This window comes from Actinoplanes sp. NPDC020271 (assembly GCF_044388125.1).
GTDB lineage: Bacteria > Actinomycetota > Actinomycetes > Mycobacteriales > Micromonosporaceae > Actinoplanes.
In genome coordinates this window covers 185,102-201,096 of sequence record NZ_JBIRWQ010000004.1, presented here as the reverse complement: position 1 = coordinate 201,096, position 15,995 = coordinate 185,102, and the positions used below count along the sequence as shown (strand labels likewise).

At 71.8% G+C, this 15,995-nt stretch carries 15 protein-coding genes; 10 read left to right on the top strand and 5 right to left on the bottom strand.

Annotated elements, in window-relative coordinates; translation table 11 throughout:
• Positions 1-125 precede the first annotated feature (125 nt).
• Positions 126-1,082 carry a helix-turn-helix transcriptional regulator gene (locus ACH442_RS11110; RefSeq protein WP_396337800.1) on the top strand — a complete coding sequence of 319 codons (957 nt, stop codon included), beginning with the start codon at positions 126-128 and terminating at the stop codon, positions 1,080-1,082.
• A 107-nt stretch (positions 1,083-1,189) separates the two neighbouring features.
• On the opposite strand, the gene ACH442_RS11105 is transcribed toward ACH442_RS11110, so the two are convergent.
• Positions 1,190-2,158: a hypothetical protein gene (locus ACH442_RS11105; protein WP_396337799.1), complete on the bottom strand. Its 969-nt coding sequence runs from the start codon at positions 2,156-2,158 to the stop codon at positions 1,190-1,192.
• Complete coding sequence (locus ACH442_RS11100) at positions 2,155-2,724, bottom strand: RNA polymerase sigma factor (protein WP_396337798.1); 570 nt, start codon at positions 2,722-2,724, stop codon at positions 2,155-2,157. The genes ACH442_RS11105 and ACH442_RS11100 overlap by 4 nt, the downstream gene beginning before the upstream one ends.
• 75 nt (positions 2,725-2,799) lie before the next feature.
• Between ACH442_RS11100 and ACH442_RS11095 the strand changes: the two genes are divergently transcribed.
• Positions 2,800-3,651: an LLM class flavin-dependent oxidoreductase gene (locus ACH442_RS11095; RefSeq protein WP_396337797.1), complete on the top strand. Its 852-nt coding sequence runs from the start codon at positions 2,800-2,802 to the stop codon at positions 3,649-3,651.
• Between the two features lie 68 nt (positions 3,652-3,719).
• Here the strand turns inward: ACH442_RS11095 and ACH442_RS11090 are convergent, their stop codons facing one another.
• A complete protein-coding gene (locus tag ACH442_RS11090; protein ID WP_396337796.1) occupies positions 3,720-4,253 on the bottom strand; it encodes a GNAT family N-acetyltransferase in 534 nt (177 codons plus the stop codon).
• Positions 4,254-4,347: 94 nt separating this feature from the next.
• On the opposite strand from ACH442_RS11090, the gene ACH442_RS11085 reads away from it, so the two are divergent.
• The 3 genes from ACH442_RS11085 to ACH442_RS11075 all read left to right on the top strand — a co-directional run bounded on the left by ACH442_RS11085 (position 4,348) and on the right by ACH442_RS11075 (position 8,870).
• The gene (locus ACH442_RS11085) at positions 4,348-5,670 is read left to right on the top strand and encodes a family 20 glycosylhydrolase (protein WP_396337795.1); all 1,323 of its coding nucleotides are present in this window, start codon (positions 4,348-4,350) and stop codon (positions 5,668-5,670) included.
• A 90-nt stretch (positions 5,671-5,760) separates the two neighbouring features.
• Positions 5,761-8,112 (top strand): M48 family metalloprotease, encoded by a 2,352-nt coding sequence (locus ACH442_RS11080; RefSeq protein WP_396337794.1) that lies wholly within the window; start codon positions 5,761-5,763, stop codon positions 8,110-8,112.
• Positions 8,113-8,396: 284 nt separating this feature from the next.
• Complete coding sequence (locus ACH442_RS11075; RefSeq protein WP_396337793.1) at positions 8,397-8,870, top strand: hypothetical protein; 474 nt, start codon at positions 8,397-8,399, stop codon at positions 8,868-8,870.
• A gap of 112 nt (positions 8,871-8,982) precedes the next feature.
• Here ACH442_RS11075 and ACH442_RS11070 read toward each other — a convergent pair whose 3' ends face one another.
• Positions 8,983-10,155: a hypothetical protein gene (locus ACH442_RS11070; protein ID WP_396337792.1), complete on the bottom strand. Its 1,173-nt coding sequence runs from the start codon at positions 10,153-10,155 to the stop codon at positions 8,983-8,985.
• A gap of 12 nt (positions 10,156-10,167) precedes the next feature.
• The gene (locus ACH442_RS11065; protein WP_396337791.1) at positions 10,168-10,842 is read right to left on the bottom strand and encodes a hypothetical protein; all 675 of its coding nucleotides are present in this window, start codon (positions 10,840-10,842) and stop codon (positions 10,168-10,170) included.
• Between the two features lie 346 nt (positions 10,843-11,188).
• On the opposite strand from ACH442_RS11065, the gene ACH442_RS11060 reads away from it, so the two are divergent.
• The 5 genes from ACH442_RS11060 to ACH442_RS11040 are packed head-to-tail and all read left to right on the top strand — an operon-like array spanning position 11,189 to position 15,909.
• A complete protein-coding gene (locus tag ACH442_RS11060; protein ID WP_396337790.1) occupies positions 11,189-13,945 on the top strand; it encodes a nitrate- and nitrite sensing domain-containing protein in 2,757 nt (918 codons plus the stop codon).
• Positions 13,942-14,367: a roadblock/LC7 domain-containing protein gene (locus ACH442_RS11055; protein ID WP_396338125.1), complete on the top strand. Its 426-nt coding sequence runs from the start codon at positions 13,942-13,944 to the stop codon at positions 14,365-14,367. The genes ACH442_RS11060 and ACH442_RS11055 overlap by 4 nt, the downstream gene beginning before the upstream one ends.
• Positions 14,368-14,374: 7 nt before the next feature.
• A complete protein-coding gene (locus tag ACH442_RS11050; RefSeq protein WP_396337789.1) occupies positions 14,375-14,740 on the top strand; it encodes a DUF742 domain-containing protein in 366 nt (121 codons plus the stop codon).
• Positions 14,721-15,314 (top strand): GTP-binding protein, encoded by a 594-nt coding sequence (locus ACH442_RS11045; protein WP_396337788.1) that lies wholly within the window; start codon positions 14,721-14,723, stop codon positions 15,312-15,314. Before ACH442_RS11050 ends, ACH442_RS11045 begins: the two co-directional genes overlap by 20 nt.
• A 22-nt stretch (positions 15,315-15,336) precedes the next feature.
• Positions 15,337-15,909, top strand: a complete 573-nt coding sequence (locus tag ACH442_RS11040; RefSeq protein WP_396337787.1) for a hypothetical protein — start codon at positions 15,337-15,339, stop codon at positions 15,907-15,909.
• Positions 15,910-15,995: the final 86 nt, after the last annotated feature.

The following is a 15,995-nucleotide window of genomic DNA, read 5'->3' as shown; positions in this document are numbered from 1 at the left end:
GACGCGATGTTGCGCGAGTTAAGAAGGTAGCGGGCGGGTCTGTCAATCGGAGCGCTGCATCGCCCGTACACCGGGAAAGTCTTTTGGGGTCAGTTCCTGGCCGCAATCGGTGGGAGCCTGAAGCCATGGCGAACACGAGTGCCCGGATGCTGCGGCTGCTGTCGCTGCTGCAGACCCACCGTTACTGGCCCGGCTCCGAGCTGGCCGACCGCCTCGAGGTCTCCCCGCGCACCCTGCGCCGCGACGTCGACCGGCTGCGGGAACTGGGCTACCCGGTCGGCGCCAGCCGCGGCGTGGCCGGGGGATACCAGCTCAAGGCCGGTGCCGCGGTGCCGCCGCTGCTGCTCGACGACGAGGAGGCCGTGGCGATCGCGGTCGGTCTGCGCACCGCCGCGGCCGGGGCGGTCGCCGGGTTCGAGGAGACCTCGGTGCGGGCGCTCGCCAAGGTGATCCAGCTGCTCCCGCCCCGGTTGCGCCGGCGGATCGACGCGTTGCAGGCGGTGACCAGCCCCGGCGCCCTCGGCGGCGGGCCGGTGCTGGACGCCGGGGTGCTGACCACGATCGCCATGGCGACCCGGGGCGAGGAACGCCTGCGCTTCGACTACAGCCCGCGCGACGGCGCCCTCAACCGCCGGCACGTCGAACCGCACCGGCTCGTCCCGCTCGGCCGCAAGTGGTACCTGCTGGCCTGGGACCTCGACCGCGCCGACTGGCGGAACTTCCGGGTCGACCGGATCGCCGCGCCCACCCTGACCGGCGCCCGTTTCCGCCCGCGCGAGATCCCCGGCGGCGACCCGGTGGCCTGGCTGCGGTCGCGGATAAGAGCCATCCCCAACCGGTACGACGTGTCGGTGCTGGTCCAGGCGTCACCGTCGACGATCCGCGGGATGGTCGGCCACTGGGGCGACTGCGAAGAGGTGCGCGACGGCGTCTGCCGCCTCCGGATGAACGTCGACGACCTCGGCTGGCCGACGCTCGTGCTGGGCGTGCTGGGCGCGCCGTTCACCATCGAGTCGCCGCCTGAGCTGCGCGAACGTGCCCGCGCGGCGGCCGAGAACCTGCTCCGCGAGACGACTCTCTGATCTGGACGGACCGGCGCCCCCGTGGCGCCGGTCCGCATCGATGAACCTAGTCGGCGGGTACGACGCTCCGGCGTCACTTTTAAGGCTTCGCTTATATCAAAATCCAGTTATCCGGTACGTCGTACCGACCGGGCCATCGCGAGAATCTGTTCCGCCGGGAACGTTCGTGGCGCCGTCAAGCGGAACGCCGAGCCGTCCGGCAGCCGCCCGCCCTCGACTGCCCAGATCTCCGCGGCGCGGCTCAACGTCGCCGCCCGTCCGTTGATCGTCACGGGCGTGCTCTTCTCCAGGCCCGCCAGCTCACCGCCGTCGCCGCTCGGCGGGGTCGGCCACCACTGCAGGTGCACCTGCTGGTCCGGCGCGGCCGGGTCGGCGTAGGTGAGCAGGAACGACTGTTTGAACCCGGCCAGCGTCCACCCCTCGGGGATCAGCCCGAGCGTCGCCTCGAAGTCGAGCGGCTGCCGCTTCTCCCGCACGCTCGCCGCCAGCGCGACGATCTCCGCCTCGGTGGCCCGGCGCCCGTTCGTGCCGACCGTGAGCCACACGCCGGGCGCATATTCCCAGCTCAGCTGGCCTGAACCGAGACCGCCGGGCATGCCGTCCGGTTGGAAGAGGATTTGACCCGGGTGCCCGTTCACCTCCACCGGACGCCGGCCCGGAGTGCCACCGACATCGCTGGGCCCGGCCATCAGGGACACGCTTTTCTCCGGCGAGCCGACCTGGTAGACCGCGATGATCGGGCCGCCCGGGCCGGCCGTGAAGACCGGGTCGCCCAGACCGGGGATCTCGTAGCCGAACTCCGGAGCGGTCGCGGCGACGAGCCTGACCGGATAGGAGGTCCTGGTCGCCACCGGACGGGATTCCCCAGGGCGCACGACCACCGCGACACCCACGGCGGCGACCGCCGCGGCGGCCATCGCGGCGACGAGCAGTCGCCGACGGGTGTTTCGCCTGACCGGAGTCGTCGCGGCGGCGATCTCGGCGGCCAGAGCGGTACCGGCGGCGTTGAGGACCGCCGCCGGCACCTCGGTTGCCCCCGGTCCGTACTCGTTCAGAAGGTCCAGGTCATCCGTCATTTCTTCACCTCCGTGAATGTGATGCCGAGGGCGGCACGGGTCTGGCGGCGGGCGCGGTTGATCCGGGATCGAACCGTGCCGAGCGGGACGTCGAGGGTCGCGGCGATCTCGGCGTACGAGCAATCGCCCCAAGCCAGCAGCAACAGCGCGTCGCGGTCGGCAGCCTTGAGCCGCGCCAGCACGGCGGCCAGTTCCGACCGGATCGCCTGGGCGTCCATGCGCTCCTCGACGCCCTCCGGTGCCGCAGGCGGATCCTGCTGCCCGGCCGCCCGGGCCAGCGCCCGGTAGCGGCGCTCCTCTTGACGCACGTGCCGGTGCAGCACGTTCGTCGCGATCCCGAGCAGCCAGGGACGCACCTCCAGCCGCAGCGGCTGGTAGTCGGCGCGCCGCCGGAACGCGATCAGGAACGTCTCGGCCAGCAGGTCATCGGCGGCCGGGCCGATCCGGCGGGCCAGATAGCGGTGCACCGCCCTTGCGTGCCGGTCGAAGAGCGGCGCGAACCGTTCCGGATCGGCGACCGACTCCCGGATCAGCACGCCGTCCTCGGTGTGCAGTAGGTCGTTCACAACCGTTGATGCCCGCTCGCCGTGATTCGGTTCACGACCGGATTCTTGTCGGTGGGGGCGGCCAGAATGACGGCCATGACGACGCTCGGAGCGATCTACCTTCCGCACAACCCGCCGGAGCGGCTGCCCGACGTGGCCCGCGCCGCTGACGAGGCCGGGCTCGCCGAGCTCTGGCTCTGGGAGGACTGCTTCCTGAGCAGCGGCATCGCGGCTGCCACGGCCGCGCTCGCGGTGACCCGGCAACTGCGGGTCGGCATCGGGATCCTGCCGGTGCCGTTCCGCAACGTGGCGCTCTGCGCCATGGAGATCGCCACCCTGGGGCGGCTCTTCGGCGATCGCGCGATCACCGGCATCGGCCACGGTGTGCAGGACTGGATGGCCCAGGTCGGCGCCCGCCCGGCCTCGCCGCTGACCCTGCTGGGGGAGTATGCGGCGGCCCTGCGCGCTCTGCTGCACGGCGAGACCGTGACCACCGAGGGCCGCTACGTGCGACTCGACAAGGTCGCGCTGGACTGGCCGCCCGCATCCGCGCCGCCGCTGCTGATCGGCGCGACCGGGCCGAAGACCCTGGCCCTGGCCGGCCGGGTGGGCGACGGCACGATCCTGACCGGCGCCACCACGGTGGCCGGCGTCGCCGAGGCGAAACGGCTGATCGCGGCGGACGGCCCGCACGAGATCGTGGTGTTCGTGTCGGCGGCGTTCGGGCCGGGCGCGCAGGAACGGCTGCGGCTCCACCGTGAGCAGGCCGGACCGGACGAGCCGGGTGTGGCCGGGGACGCGGAGGAGATCGCCGAGGCGGTGCGGGCCTACGCCGAGGCCGGCGCGACCAAGGTCATCCTTCAGCCGATGTACGGCGAGCCGGACCCGGAGGGGTATGTGCGCTTTGCCGCCGAGCAGGTGCAGCCCTTGATCCGCGCGGAGAGGTAGGTGCCGAGCGGCCGGCCGGCGTGACCCGGGTATGGGCTGTTCGGGCTTCTGTCGATGAGCACGGTGGCCTAGGGGAGTTTGCGCCGGCGGATGTGGTCGTCGTGCCACTCCGAGCCGACCAGGAAGCGCTTGACCCCGACGATCTCGAAGTCGTGTTTGGCGTAGAACTTGGCCGCCCGGACGTTCCGCTGGTTGACGCCCAGCCAGCACGTCTCGGCGCCGGTCGCCGCGGCCTCCGCCAGCGTGGCCGTCATCAGGGTGTGCGCCGTGCCGGAACCGTGGCGGTCGGGCAGAACGTAGAACTTGCTCAGTTCGATGCTGGTCTCCGCGTCGACGACGGCGGCCACGTCCGGGTCGGCGATCGGGCCGCGCACCAGCATCGAATATCCCACCGGCTGATCGTTCTCGGACGCCAGCAGGACGGTCCGGCCCGGGTCGGCGAGGTAGCCGGCGAACCGTTGCTCGGACAGATTCGTGGCGATGAAGGCGTTGATGTCAGCCTTTGTCGTCCCCGGTGGGCAGGCCAACCCGAAGGTAAGTGTCGCCAGGGCGTGTAAAGGTTGCTCGTCGCCATGCGTGGCGTGACGCACAGTTATCGCCATAGCGAAACAGTTTAGAGTCTTCAGAGTGCGCCCTCACGTGAAGCGGCTTAGCGATGTCATCCCGGCTCCCGTTCTGGTTGTTCCGGAACCGGGCGTGACCTTCACCGTCACTCCGGACGCCCTGGCGCGAGCCGAGGCCGGGGAGTCGGCTGCGGCGGACGGAATCGGTCGGGAACTGTCCGGCTCGGACGAGTTCGGGGCCGAGGGCTACCGGCTGGAGATCACGGCGAGTGGGGTGACGCTGCGGGCGTCGGAACCGGCCGGGCTGTTCTGGGGCGTGCAGACGCTGCGCCAGCTGGCCGCCGGGGACGGCGTGCTCCCGGGCGGGACGATCGAGGACCGGCCCCGGTTCGCGTACCGCGCGGCCATGCTCGACCTGGCCCGGCACTTCTTCACCGTGGACGAGATCAAGGCGCACGTCGACCTGCTGGTCCAGTTCAAGATCAATCACTTGCACCTGCATCTCACCGACGACCAGGGCTGGCGTCTGGAGATCCCGGGCTGGCCGCGGCTCACCGAGATAGGCGGCGGCCCGGGCACCGGGTGCGACGGCGAGGGGCCGGGATTCCTGACCCTCGCCGACTACGCGGACGTGGTCGCCTACGCCGCCGCGCGGTTCGTCACCGTGGTGCCCGAGGTCGACATGCCCGGGCACGTGAACGCCGCGCTGGTGGCGTACCCGGAGCTGACCGCGGACGGGCAGCCGGTCGCGCCACGCACGGACGCCGAGGTCGGCTACAGCTCGCTGGTGGCCGGCAAGGAGGAGACGTACGCCTTCGTCGAGACCGTGCTCAAGACGCTCGCCGACGCGACGCCGGGCCCCTACCTGCACATCGGCGGCGACGAGTGCCTCTCCACCTCGGCCGAGGACTACCGCGCGTTCCTGTCCCGGGTGCTGCCGCTGCCGGGCAAGTACGGCAAGCGGGCGATCGGCTGGCACGAGATCGCCGCGGCCGGCCTGCCCGAGGGCGCCGTCGTGCAGTACTGGCGGCCCGAGCAGCAGGACACGGGCGTCGACGCGGCGGTGGCCGCCGGGCGAGCGGTGATCATGTCACCCGCGGACCGGGTCTATCTGGACATGAAGTACGACGCGGACACCCGCCTCGGGCTCGACTGGGCCGGTCTCGTGCCGGTACGGCGGGCGTACGACTGGGACCCGGCCCGGCACCTGCCCGGCGTCACCGAGGAAGCGCTGCTCGGCGTGGCCGCGCCGCTCTGGTCGGAGACCCTGCGCAGCGTCGCCGACGTGCAGTTCCTGACCTTCCCACGCCTGCCGGCGATCGCCGAGGTGGGCTGGAGTCCCCAGGCCCGGCGCGACTGGGAGTCGTTCCGTGAGCGGATCGCCCTGTTCGGGCCGCGCTGGGAGGCGGCCGGGGTGTCCTACTTCCGTTCGCCGGAGATCTGGGCCGCGGACTGATCGGCTCAAGCCGCGGAACCGTACTTCCGGCCGGTGTCGCCCGATGGGCGCGGGCCTAGGCTGGGGCCCGTTCGGTGGAGGGAGAACGGCTTGAGCAACGACGCACGAGCGGCGGCACGATCGGCGGCCGCCCTGGCCGGGTTCCTGATCGTGGCCGGTCTGCAGCTGATCGTGGTTCTCGGTGCATTGTGGACCGTGCTGAAACTGCTGCCCGCCGACTTCGCTCTGCGCGCCGGGGTGCCGTTGAGCCTGGCCACCGTCGGCGCGCTGGGCTATGCGACGTGGCGTGCTCTCCACAGCCGCCGCCGGACACCCGCCGGGGTCGCCGTGACCAGGTCCGACGCGCCTGAGCTGTGGGCGCTGGTGGACGGCGCGTCGGTCGCGGCCGGGGTTCCGTCACCGGCCGGGCTGACCGTGGTGGCCGACGCGACCGTGGTGGTCGGCGAGCGGACCCGCGCGCTCGGATGGCTCGGCGGCCGGCGGGATCTCTACCTCGGGCTGCCGCTGCTGCAGGCCTGGGACAGCGGGCGGCTGCGGGCGGCGGTGGCGCACGAGTTCGCGCACGGCTCGGCCCGGCTGGGGCGGTGGGCTCCTCTGGCGTACCGGGGACGGGTGGCGGTCGGCCGGCTGGCCCCGCGCTGGAGCCGTGGCCGGAATCCGGCCGGTGCGGTCTTCCGGGCCTACGCGGAGATCTACCGCCGGGTCGACGCGCCGTTCAGCCGCGCGCAGGAACTCGCCGCCGACCGGGTGGCGGCCCAGTTCGCCGGGGTCGCGGCTGCTTCCGGCGCGCTGCGGGACCTGCCGGTGCTGGCCGGGATGCAGCGTCTGTTCCACGCGGAATATGTCGGGCCCGGCTGGCAGGCCGGCCACGTTCCGGTCGACGTGTTCGGCGGGTTCCTGCGGGTGCTCGCCGCCCGCGGTGAGGACGTGGCGATCCTGCGGGCCCGCGGCGCGGAGCCGGGCGGGGCCTGGGACACGCATCCGCCGCTGGCGGAGCGGCTGGCCGCGTTGACGCCGGCCCGCAGTGCTGCACCGGACAACTCGGCGGGTGGGCCCGGGGGTGCTGCCGGGCGGAAGCCGGGCAGCGCCGCCTTGAGCGAGGCTGCCGGTGCTTCAGGCGAGGCTGCCGGTGCCTCGGACGATGCTGTCAGTGCCTCTGGCGAAGCTGTCGGCGCCGAGGCGGTTGAGCCCTCCGGCCGAGTGGGAGCGGCGAATGCGGCCACCGCGCCGGGCGTCGCCGTGACCGAAAATGATGACCAGGCGGCCGGCGAGCTGGTTCCCGACCTGCCCGGGCTGGGCCGGGCTTTGCAGGCGGTCGCCTTCCCGGCGCAGGGGCGCACCGAGGTGGGCTGGGACGACTTCCTGAGCGTGGCCCGCACCGCCGAGATGGAACGCGAGGCCGAAGCCGCGCTGGCGACGGTGTCCCGAGCCGTGGGAGTCCCCGTGCCGGACGCCGCGAGCATCCTGGAACTCGCCGCGGACGGCCGTCTCCGGACCGCCGCCGCCACCATCTTCCCCGGGCTGACTCCGGAGGAGACGGCCGAACGGATCGTCGACCTGATCTCGCTGATGCTGGCGCTGGCCGCGCTGCGCAGCGACGTGGCGCGCTGGCGGCACAGCTGGACCGGGACGGCCGAGCTGGTCGCCGCCGACGGTGCCTACCTGAACCTGACCGACGTCGCCGCGGCCGCCGCGGATCCGGAGCAGGCCGAGGACGTCCGGGCGTACTTGGCCCGGATCGGTGTGGACCTGGCCGCGCCGGCCGGGGATCGGCCGGTGGCCCGGGCGCAGGCGCTGGGCGGTCTGATCAACCTGTCGGCGGACGGTGAACGGACCGATCTGCTCGTCACCGACCTGGGGTTCCTGCTGGTCCCGGGCCTGTCCCGGGGCAAGGGGCCGGAGGCGAAACGACGCCTCAACCGGATCGCGGCGGGTGGCGTGTCGGTTCCCGGGCGGAACGCCGACGCCGTCCCGGAGAGCGCGAAGGCGATGCCGGTGAGTGTCGGCAGCGCGGGCGCGGGTGGATACGGCAGCGACGGCGCGGGGGCGGGCGAGCACGGCAGCGCCGTTGCGGGTGCGGGTGCGGGTGGTCACGGCGCGGGTGCGGGCGTGGGTGGTCACGGCGACGGTGCGGGCGTGGGTGGTCACGACGGCGGGGCCGGTGTGGGCGGCGACGGCGATCGGGCGGGAAGCAGCGAGGCGGCGGAGAGGGCTCGGGGCGGCTCCGTGGCGACTATGGAGGCGCCTGCTGACGGTCGTCGTTTCGTGCCGTTCGCCGACGTCGCCGCGGTCACCACACTGCCTGGTCGGCGGCGTGGCTGGGTGATCGGTCTTCGTGACGGTGGCACCCTCACCCTTCGTCCTTCACTGGACACCGACGAACTGCCCGGTGGCTGGGCCGCCTGGGAGGAAGCGGTGACGTTCCTGGCCGGGACGCGGTGACCGGATCGCGCTGACCCGCCGGGTGGGACGGTGCCGCCGGGGCGGGGCCGAATGGCCGGAATCTGCTGATGGCGCGGGTTCTGGCCTGCCCGAGGTGAACCGCGAGGCCGGGTCGGTCCGTGTCCGAGGATGACGCGAGTCTCGTTCGCGACGAATGAGGACCGGTGGGGGCGCTGGAGGTCACAATGTCCACAGCGGTTGTTGGCTTCGTGTACTCCCGAAATGGGTAGCACAGGCCCGGGGCGAAGCGAGACGATCGCGGGGAACCGTTAGGGGAGGCGCTGATGGAGCGGGGGCCGACGGCGCTGTTCGGGGCCATCGTCGCGGTCGGGCTCGGCCCGGCACTGTGGCTGGGTGTGCAGCTCAGCGCGGATGACGCGCCGGTGCGCAAGCCACCTGCCACCGTTCGTCAGCAGGTGCCGGCCGCGGCCGAGACCGAGCAGGGTGGTTCCGGCGCGGGCGAGGAGTCCGACGAGACGTTCGGTCCCGTCGCCGACTGGATCGAACCGGCCCCGGTCATCACCGTCGTCACCGGGTCCTCCCCGTCGGCCGCGCCCTCGCCCTCGCCCTCGTCGCCGTCGGCGAGCCCGTCGGCGCAGGTCTCGACCACGCCCTCGCGGTCGGTCGAGCCGAGCGCCCCGCCGGTCCCGCCCAGCACGGAGCCGTCCGTGGAGCCCTCGCAGGAGCCTCCGACCCTGCCGTCCAGCAGGACTGAGCCGTCGAGTGCCCCGGCCTCCGCCGAGACCCCGGCATCCTGACTCCGCCCGGCCTCCTGATCCCGCCACCGGAGACGCCTTCCTGGCCCCGCCACTGGAGACGACACAGAAAAGGGAGCCCTCAGGGCTCCCTTCTCGTATCCGGGCCGTGGCTTCAGAGGCCGAGCAGCCGGTCCAGAATGTCCCGGTAGGACCGCAGTTCCACGCGCAGCGCCTCCGTGTCGTCGCCGCCACCGGCCAGTGATCCGCGGTGTTCCCGCAGCGCCGCGGTCAGCTTCTCGATCGTCTCGTCGACCAGGGCGGCAGCCTCGGCGGTGGACGCCTTGGGGTCGTCGACGAATCGCAGCTGGATGTCGCGCCAGCGGTCGCGCAGCGGCTGGGTCTCCGCGTCCGGGAAGAGCGTTGCCGGTCCGGTGGCGACGCCTGTGGCCGCCGCACCGGGAACGGCCGCGACCGCCACGACGGGCTCGGCCTCCGCAACAGGTTCGGCCGCCACAACAGACTCGGCCGCCACGACGGGCTTGGTGTCCACGTCCGGCTCCTCCTCGATGACGGCGAGCGGCTCGACCACTGCCGGTTCCACGGTCCCGACGGTTCCGGCTGGCTTGTCGTCGTCGACGACCTGCGGGTCCTCGAACGTGCCCCGGTCCTCCAGCGCCGCGTCGACGTCAGCGCCGTCCACCCGGTCGTTGTCCAGCCGGTCGTTGTCCAGCCGGTCGTTGTCCAGCCGGTCGTTGTCCACGCGGTCGCTGCCCACGCGGTCGCTGTGCGCGTGGTCGTCCGAGCTGTCGCTGCCGGCCCGGCGGTCGAGGTCGTCCGCGGCCCCGTGCTCGGCTACGTGCGGTTCGTCCGTGACATCCCGGTCGTCGTCGGCTCGGTAGCCGTCGGCCGGGTCCTCCGGGTGATCGTCGAGCGGCACGTCGACGTCCGGGTCCCGCTCGATGTCCCGGTCCACCGGTGCCTGCCCGGCCGGCCAGGCCACCGTGTCGTCGTTCGCCCGGTCCCGGTCCGTCTCGTCGTCGACGACGCCGTCACCGGGGGCCACCGTCCGGTCGTCGGCCACTCCGGAGGCCGCGTCCGTGCTCCGGTGGGTGTCGTGTTCCGGGTCGTCGTACGGGCCGGCCAGGGCCGAGGCGGCCACCGCACCACCCGGGGTGGCCGCACCGAACGCGGTGGGCTGGGGCGCCGGGTCGTGCTCGGCGTTCGCTCCGGGCCGGTCGTCCCACGGCGAGCCGGGTCGCTGGTGCGGCACGGCTTCCGCCCGTACGTCCGGATCCTGATCCTGATCTTCGGTGTTGTCCTTGGCCTCGTTGGAGAAGAAGCGCATCGTGGGTGCTCCTCAGCGGCTGGTGGCGTCGGGCCGGGAGGGTGCGACGCCGGGATCGGGGGCGGGTGTCTCGGTCGCGGAGCGTTCGGCGGTCGTGGCGTCCGTCGTGGTGGTGTCCTCCGTGGCCGATCGCGGTGCGGGTGCGGCGCCGGCGACCGGGTCCTCACCGAGCAGGTCGGCGAAGAGCGCCCGGTAGTGGACCAGCGCCTGGCGCAGATCCTCGGTGCCCGCTTCGTCATTCTTACTGCGAAGACTGATCTCGTGGGCGTTCCGGTAGTGCTCCAGCGTGGCGGCGTGTTCGACGGAGAGGTTCGCGAGTCGGTCGTCGTAGTCGCCGGTGGGGTAGCCGCGGTCGGCGATCAGGCGGGTGACCAGCTCGTCCGCGGTCTCCACCGCCTCCTTCGGACTGTCCACGAACCGGATCTGGACCTCTTCCCAGGCGGCGGAGTACTTGGCCCGGGACTCGGCGGTGAGCGGCTTCAGTTCCAGCTGCGCGTGCCGCTTGGTGCGCTCCAGCAGCTCGCGCTCGGCCTCGGTGCGGTTGCCGGTGTCGGCGACGACGCGGTCGTACTCGGGACCGAAGGTCCGCTGCAGCCGGCGGCGCCGCACGGCCTGGGCCCCGAACGCGATCGCGGCCAGTGCCAGCAGGATGACGACGATCAGGACGATGATGGCGGTGGGGGACATCGGGTTCCTCCTTCTTCCGACGGAGGTATTCCCACTCGTACCGGTCCATCAATCCCGTTGCTCCGAATCCGGGCTCGCGTCATTCGGTGAGCACGTCATTACCAGTGAGTCATCTCGACTGTCGCAACTCCGACGACGGCGAAAAGAAGATCGTCACCCGCCCTCGGTGGACAAACGTCATGGAAGGTAGGTTTTCGATGGATCGAGAGCTAGCTGTGACGGACGTCTTTACGTATTCTTCCGGGGCGCATCCAACCCGGGTCGCGGCCGTCCACTTCTGATCGGCCGGCCTCCGGGCCCGGCGGCGTGCCGCCGTTGTCTGCCGAACCCCTCCGGGCGGAGCTTGATGAGAAGCCGCAACTGGTCGATCAGATCGAAGATCATCGCGATGGTCGCGGTGCCGCTGGCTGCGTTGCTGGCGCTCTGGATCTTCGCGACCGCCGCCACCGCCGGGCCGGCGACGGACCTGCTGAACGCACGTGAAGCGGTGCACCGCCTGGGCGACCCGGGCCTGCAGCTCATCGCGCAGTTGCAGCGTGAGCGGCACTTCTCCGCGGTCTACCTCTCCGCGGGCCGCAACGGCGCGGACACCGACCTCAAGACCCAGCGCGCCGCGACCGATCAGGCCCTCACCGCGTTCAAGTCGGCGGTCCAGGGCCTGGACATGAGCGACGATCTGAGCGCCCGCACCGGCGTCCTGTTCGCGGACCTCGGCGTGATCAGTACGGTCCGCAACCGCGTCGACTCCCGCGACGTCGACGTCCTCAACATGATGACCGCTTACAACGATGCGGTGGACGCCGGTTTCGACGTCTCCGCGACGGCCGCGGTCTTCTTCCACGAGAAGGTCGACCGTGAGGTCCGCGGCCTGATCACCGGCTACCGCGGTCAGGAGTATCTGAGCCGCGTCGACGCGCTGCTGGCCGCGGCGAACGCGGCCGGCCGGATCGACCAGAAGAGCCGCGGCATCCTGATCGAGAACGTCGCCACCTCGCGCTACCTGCTGAAGACCGGTGTGCAGGACATGCCGCAGCAGGCGCAGGGCGACTACGCCAGGCTGATCACCGGCTCCTCGTTCATCCAGCTCGACATCATGCAGAACCAGCTGATCGACCAGAGTTACAGCGGTGGCGCGCCGCCGGTCTCCGGCACCGAGTGGCAGGCGACATACGACGAGGTCTCGGCCGGCCTGCGCGCGTTCGAGCTGGCCGCGGTCGACGAGGTGGCCTCCGACGCCACCCCGCTCGCCGTCAACGTGTTCGTCTGGCTGGGCCTGGCCGCCGTCGTCGGCCTGATCGCGTTCGCGCTGGCCATCTGGGTGTCGGTGCGCGTCGGCCGGTCGATCGTGGGCCGCCTGATCAAGTTGCGCCGCGAGGCCCTGGAGATGGCCGCCGAGCGGCTGCCCACCGTGGTCCGGCGCCTGCAGCACGGCGAGGCGGTCGACGTGGACGTCGAGACGCCCCCGCTGGAGTACGGACAGGACGAGATCGGCCAGCTCGGTCACGCCTTCAACGACGTGCAGCGCACTGCCGTGCAGTCCGCGGTCGACGAGGCGAACGTCCGGCGTGGCATCAACGAGGTGTTCCTCAACATCGCCCGGCGCAGCCAGACGCTGCTGCACCGCCAGCTCTCGCTGCTGGACAAGATGGAGCGGCGCGAGACCGAACCGCAGGAGCTCGAGGACCTGTACCGGGTCGACCACCTGGCCACCCGGATGCGGCGTCACGCCGAGGACCTGGTCATCCTGGCCGGCGCGGCACCCGGCCGCGGCTGGCGCAACCCGGTCCCGGTGATCGACGTGATCCGTGGCGCGATCAGTGAGGTGGAGGACTACAAGCGGGTCGACATCCGCTCGGTCGCCTCCGCCGCGCTGCTCGGACGCTCGGTCGGTGACGTCATCCACCTGCTCGCCGAGCTGATCGAGAACGCCGCGTCGTTCTCCCCGCCGCACACCCGGGTGCAGGTCTCCGGCCAGGGGCGGCCGAACGGTTACGTGATCGAGGTCGAGGACCGCGGTCTCGGCATGACCCCGGAAGGCGTCGAGATCGCCAACCGGCGGCTGGCCGAGCCGCCCGAGTTCGACCCGGCCGACAGCGCCCGTCTCGGCCTGTTCGTCGTGGCCCAGCTGGCGACCCGGCACGGGATCCGGGTGTCGCTCTCCGCTTCGCCGTACGGCGGGATCACCGCGATCGTGATGATCCCCGGCGACCTCGTCACCGCGGCGCCCGGTCCCGCCGGGCCTGCCGGTTCCAAGAGCCGGGGCGAGACGTCCGGCAGCTTCAGTCTCCCGCCGAGCGGTTCCGCCGCGCCGAGTCAGAACTCACTGGCCGCGCTGCAGTGGGCCGGCAAGAGCGGGAGCGAACTGCAGCAGGTCCCGGCGATCCCGGCGCAGCGGGTCAACGGCTCGGTCGCGCCCGAGGTCGCCGGTGAGGCGCGCAACGGCCGGCATCGCCCGGCCGACACGACCACCGGCCCGGCGCCCAGCTCGGTCGCGTCCGGCCTCACGCCCGACGGGCTGGTGCAGCGCAAGCGGGTCCGGCGCACCCCGGAGACGCCGGCCGAGCTGCCGCCGGAGGCGACCCCGAGCCGGCTCGACGACGTGGCCGGCGCCCTCGGCACGCCGCGCGCGGTGCCGCGCAACTCGGTGCCGATGGTGCCCGCCTCGCCGGCCCCGCTGTTCACCGCCCCGGAGCCACCGGCGCCGACCGCGCCGGCCCCGGAGCCGCCCTCGGTGTCCGGTGTGGAGGTTCCGGACGAGGTGACCGCGCAGTTCGGCCCGGACGGCCTGCCCAAGCGGGTCCGGCAGGCCAGTCTGGCCCCCCAGCTGCGCAACCCGGTGGTCGAGCCGGAGCGGTCCACCGCGCCGGAACGAACCCCGGAACAGGTACGTACGCTGATGAGCGCCCTGCAGTCGGGCACGACGCGAGGCCGCATCCAGGCCTCCAAGGTGCCGGCGCACGACGACGGTACGAAGATCGGCGAGTCCCCGTCGCAGGCGAGCGCCGGGGACCAGGCAGCATCCGGGGGCGGCGGTGATGCGGCCGGCGACCGCGCCGACGTGCCCGGCGGTAATGAAGTGAACAGGCCGGAGAAGGACGCATAGTGGCAACGACGAAGCAGAGCGCGAACCTCACCTGGCTCCTCGACGACCTCGTCGAGCGGGTGCCGACCGCACAGCAGGCCGTGGTGCTTTCCGCGGACGGCCTGATGCTGGGCGCCTCGGCCGCCATGAGCCGGGAGGACGCCGAGCATCTCTCGGCGATGGCGGCCGGATTCCAGAGCCTGGCCAAGGGCGCGAGCCGGCACTTCGGGGCCGGCGCGGTGCGGCAGACGGTGGTGGAGATGGAGGACGCGTTCCTCTTCGTCACCGCCGCCGGGCAGGGCGCCTGCCTGGCCGTTCTGGCGTCCGCCGACGCGGATCTGGGCCTGATCGCCTACGAGATGGCGATGCTGGTCACCCGGGTCGGCCAGACGATGAGCGCCCCCGAGCGCGACGCCCTGAACCCGGACGGCAACTTCCGATGAGTCGCCGATGAACCACGACTGGATGGATCAGGACGCGGGTCCGGTGGTCCGGCCGTACGCGATGACCCAGGGCCGTGTCGCGCCGTCCGGCGGCGACTTCGACCTGGTCGCGTTCGTGGTCGCGACCGTGCCGGACCTGGCGTCCGGCGTCCAGTTGCAACCGGAGCACCACGCCATCGTGGCCGCCGCCTGGGAGCCGATCTCCGTCGTGGAGCTGGCGTCCCACCTCGACCTGTCGATCGGCGTGATCCGGGTTCTCCTCGGTGATCTACGCTCTGCGGGTCTCATCTCGCTGTACGAACCTCCCGCGGCCACCCAGCCGCACGACGTCGACGTACTCAAGGCGGTTGTCAATGGACTCCGTGCGCTCTGACCGCGCCAGCGGCTCGCGCATCCCCGTCGCGCTGAAGATTCTCATCGCGGGCGGTTTCGGCGTGGGCAAGACGACGATGGTCGGCTCGGTCAGCGAGATCCGGCCATTGCAGACCGAGGAGGTTCTCACCGGGGCCGAGGGCGCCGACGACGTCTCCGGTGTCGAGGCGAAGACGACCACCACGGTCACCATGGACTTCGGCCGGATCACCATCACCGAGGACCTGCAGCTGTACCTGTTCGGCACTCCCGGGCAGGACCGGTTCTGGTTCCTCTGGGACGAGTTGTCGCAGGGTGCGCTCGGTGCGGTGGTGCTCGCGGACACCCGTCGGCTGGCTGACTGCTTCCCGTCGATCGACTACTTCGAGCAGCGCGGCACCCCGTTCGTCGTCGCGGTGAACACCTTCGACTCGGAGCACCGTTTCGGGCCGGACGCGGTGGCCCGGGCGCTCGATCTGGATCCGGGTGTGCCGGTCGTTCTCTTCGACGCCCGCGATCAGGTGGCCGCCCGCAATGTCCTGATCGAGCTGGTGGAGTACGTTGCCCGTCGCCAGTACGCCGGGGCCAGCGCTTGATCGCCTGAGTACGCTCTGCCCCGTGCTGGGTGGACGTATTGACAGAAGACTGCAGAGTTCCGGCTCACGACGGCGGCTTCCGGGCCGGCTGTCGTGGTGGCTGGGTGGTGGTGCCGCGGTGCTCGTGGTGGCCGGGTTGGCGACGTGGGCGCTGTGGCCGGAGGACGAGCGCCCCGATCCGCGTTCCCGCGTGTACACCGACGCTTCGGCCTGCCTGTTGACCCCGGCTCGGGGGACCACTGACGCGAGTGCCGCCCCGGTCTGGGCGGGCATGCAGCAGGCGTCCGTCGAGACCTCGGGCAAGGTCAGTTTCCTCGAGGTCGACGGGCCGCAAACCGCCCAGAACGCCGCCACTTTCCTGGCCACCTTGGTCAACGGCGGGTGTGATGTTGTTCTCTCTTCCGGTGATGCGCCGAGTAAAGCGGTGCTCCAGTGGGCAGGGCAGTTCCCCCGTGCGAAGTTCATCGCTGTGACCACAGTCGATGACGGAAAGTCGCTGGCTAACGTGGTCCGAGTGACCGAAACCGATCCGGCTCAGGTGACCTCACGCGTCCACGATCTGGTGGCGGAAATCCTGTCTCCGCAGGACAAGTGACGCTTCCGCAAAAGAAGTGGATCTTACCGGAGATCTTGTACTTCGACGCACGGCGATGCACACTCTCCCAGCATTTTGACAGTTTC

Bases quoted from the DNA above. Each gene is read 5' to 3' on its own strand.
- ACH442_RS11110 (WP_396337800.1), top strand. From the start codon at position 126: ATGGCGAACACGAGTGCCCGGATGCTGCGGCTGCTGTCGCTGCTGCAG.
- ACH442_RS11105 (WP_396337799.1), bottom strand. From the start codon at position 2,158: ATGACGGATGACCTGGACCTTCTGAACGAGTACGGACCGGGGGCAACC.
- ACH442_RS11095 (WP_396337797.1), top strand. From the start codon at position 2,800: ATGACGACGCTCGGAGCGATCTACCTTCCGCACAACCCGCCGGAGCGG.
- ACH442_RS11090 (WP_396337796.1), bottom strand. From the start codon at position 4,253: ATGGCGATAACTGTGCGTCACGCCACGCATGGCGACGAGCAACCTTTA.
- ACH442_RS11075 (WP_396337793.1), top strand. From the start codon at position 8,397: ATGGAGCGGGGGCCGACGGCGCTGTTCGGGGCCATCGTCGCGGTCGGG.
- ACH442_RS11070 (WP_396337792.1), bottom strand. From the start codon at position 10,155: ATGCGCTTCTTCTCCAACGAGGCCAAGGACAACACCGAAGATCAGGAT.
- ACH442_RS11065 (WP_396337791.1), bottom strand. From the start codon at position 10,842: ATGTCCCCCACCGCCATCATCGTCCTGATCGTCGTCATCCTGCTGGCA.
- ACH442_RS11060 (WP_396337790.1), top strand. From the start codon at position 11,189: ATGAGAAGCCGCAACTGGTCGATCAGATCGAAGATCATCGCGATGGTC.
- ACH442_RS11050 (WP_396337789.1), top strand. From the start codon at position 14,375: ATGAACCACGACTGGATGGATCAGGACGCGGGTCCGGTGGTCCGGCCG.
- ACH442_RS11045 (WP_396337788.1), top strand. From the start codon at position 14,721: ATGGACTCCGTGCGCTCTGACCGCGCCAGCGGCTCGCGCATCCCCGTC.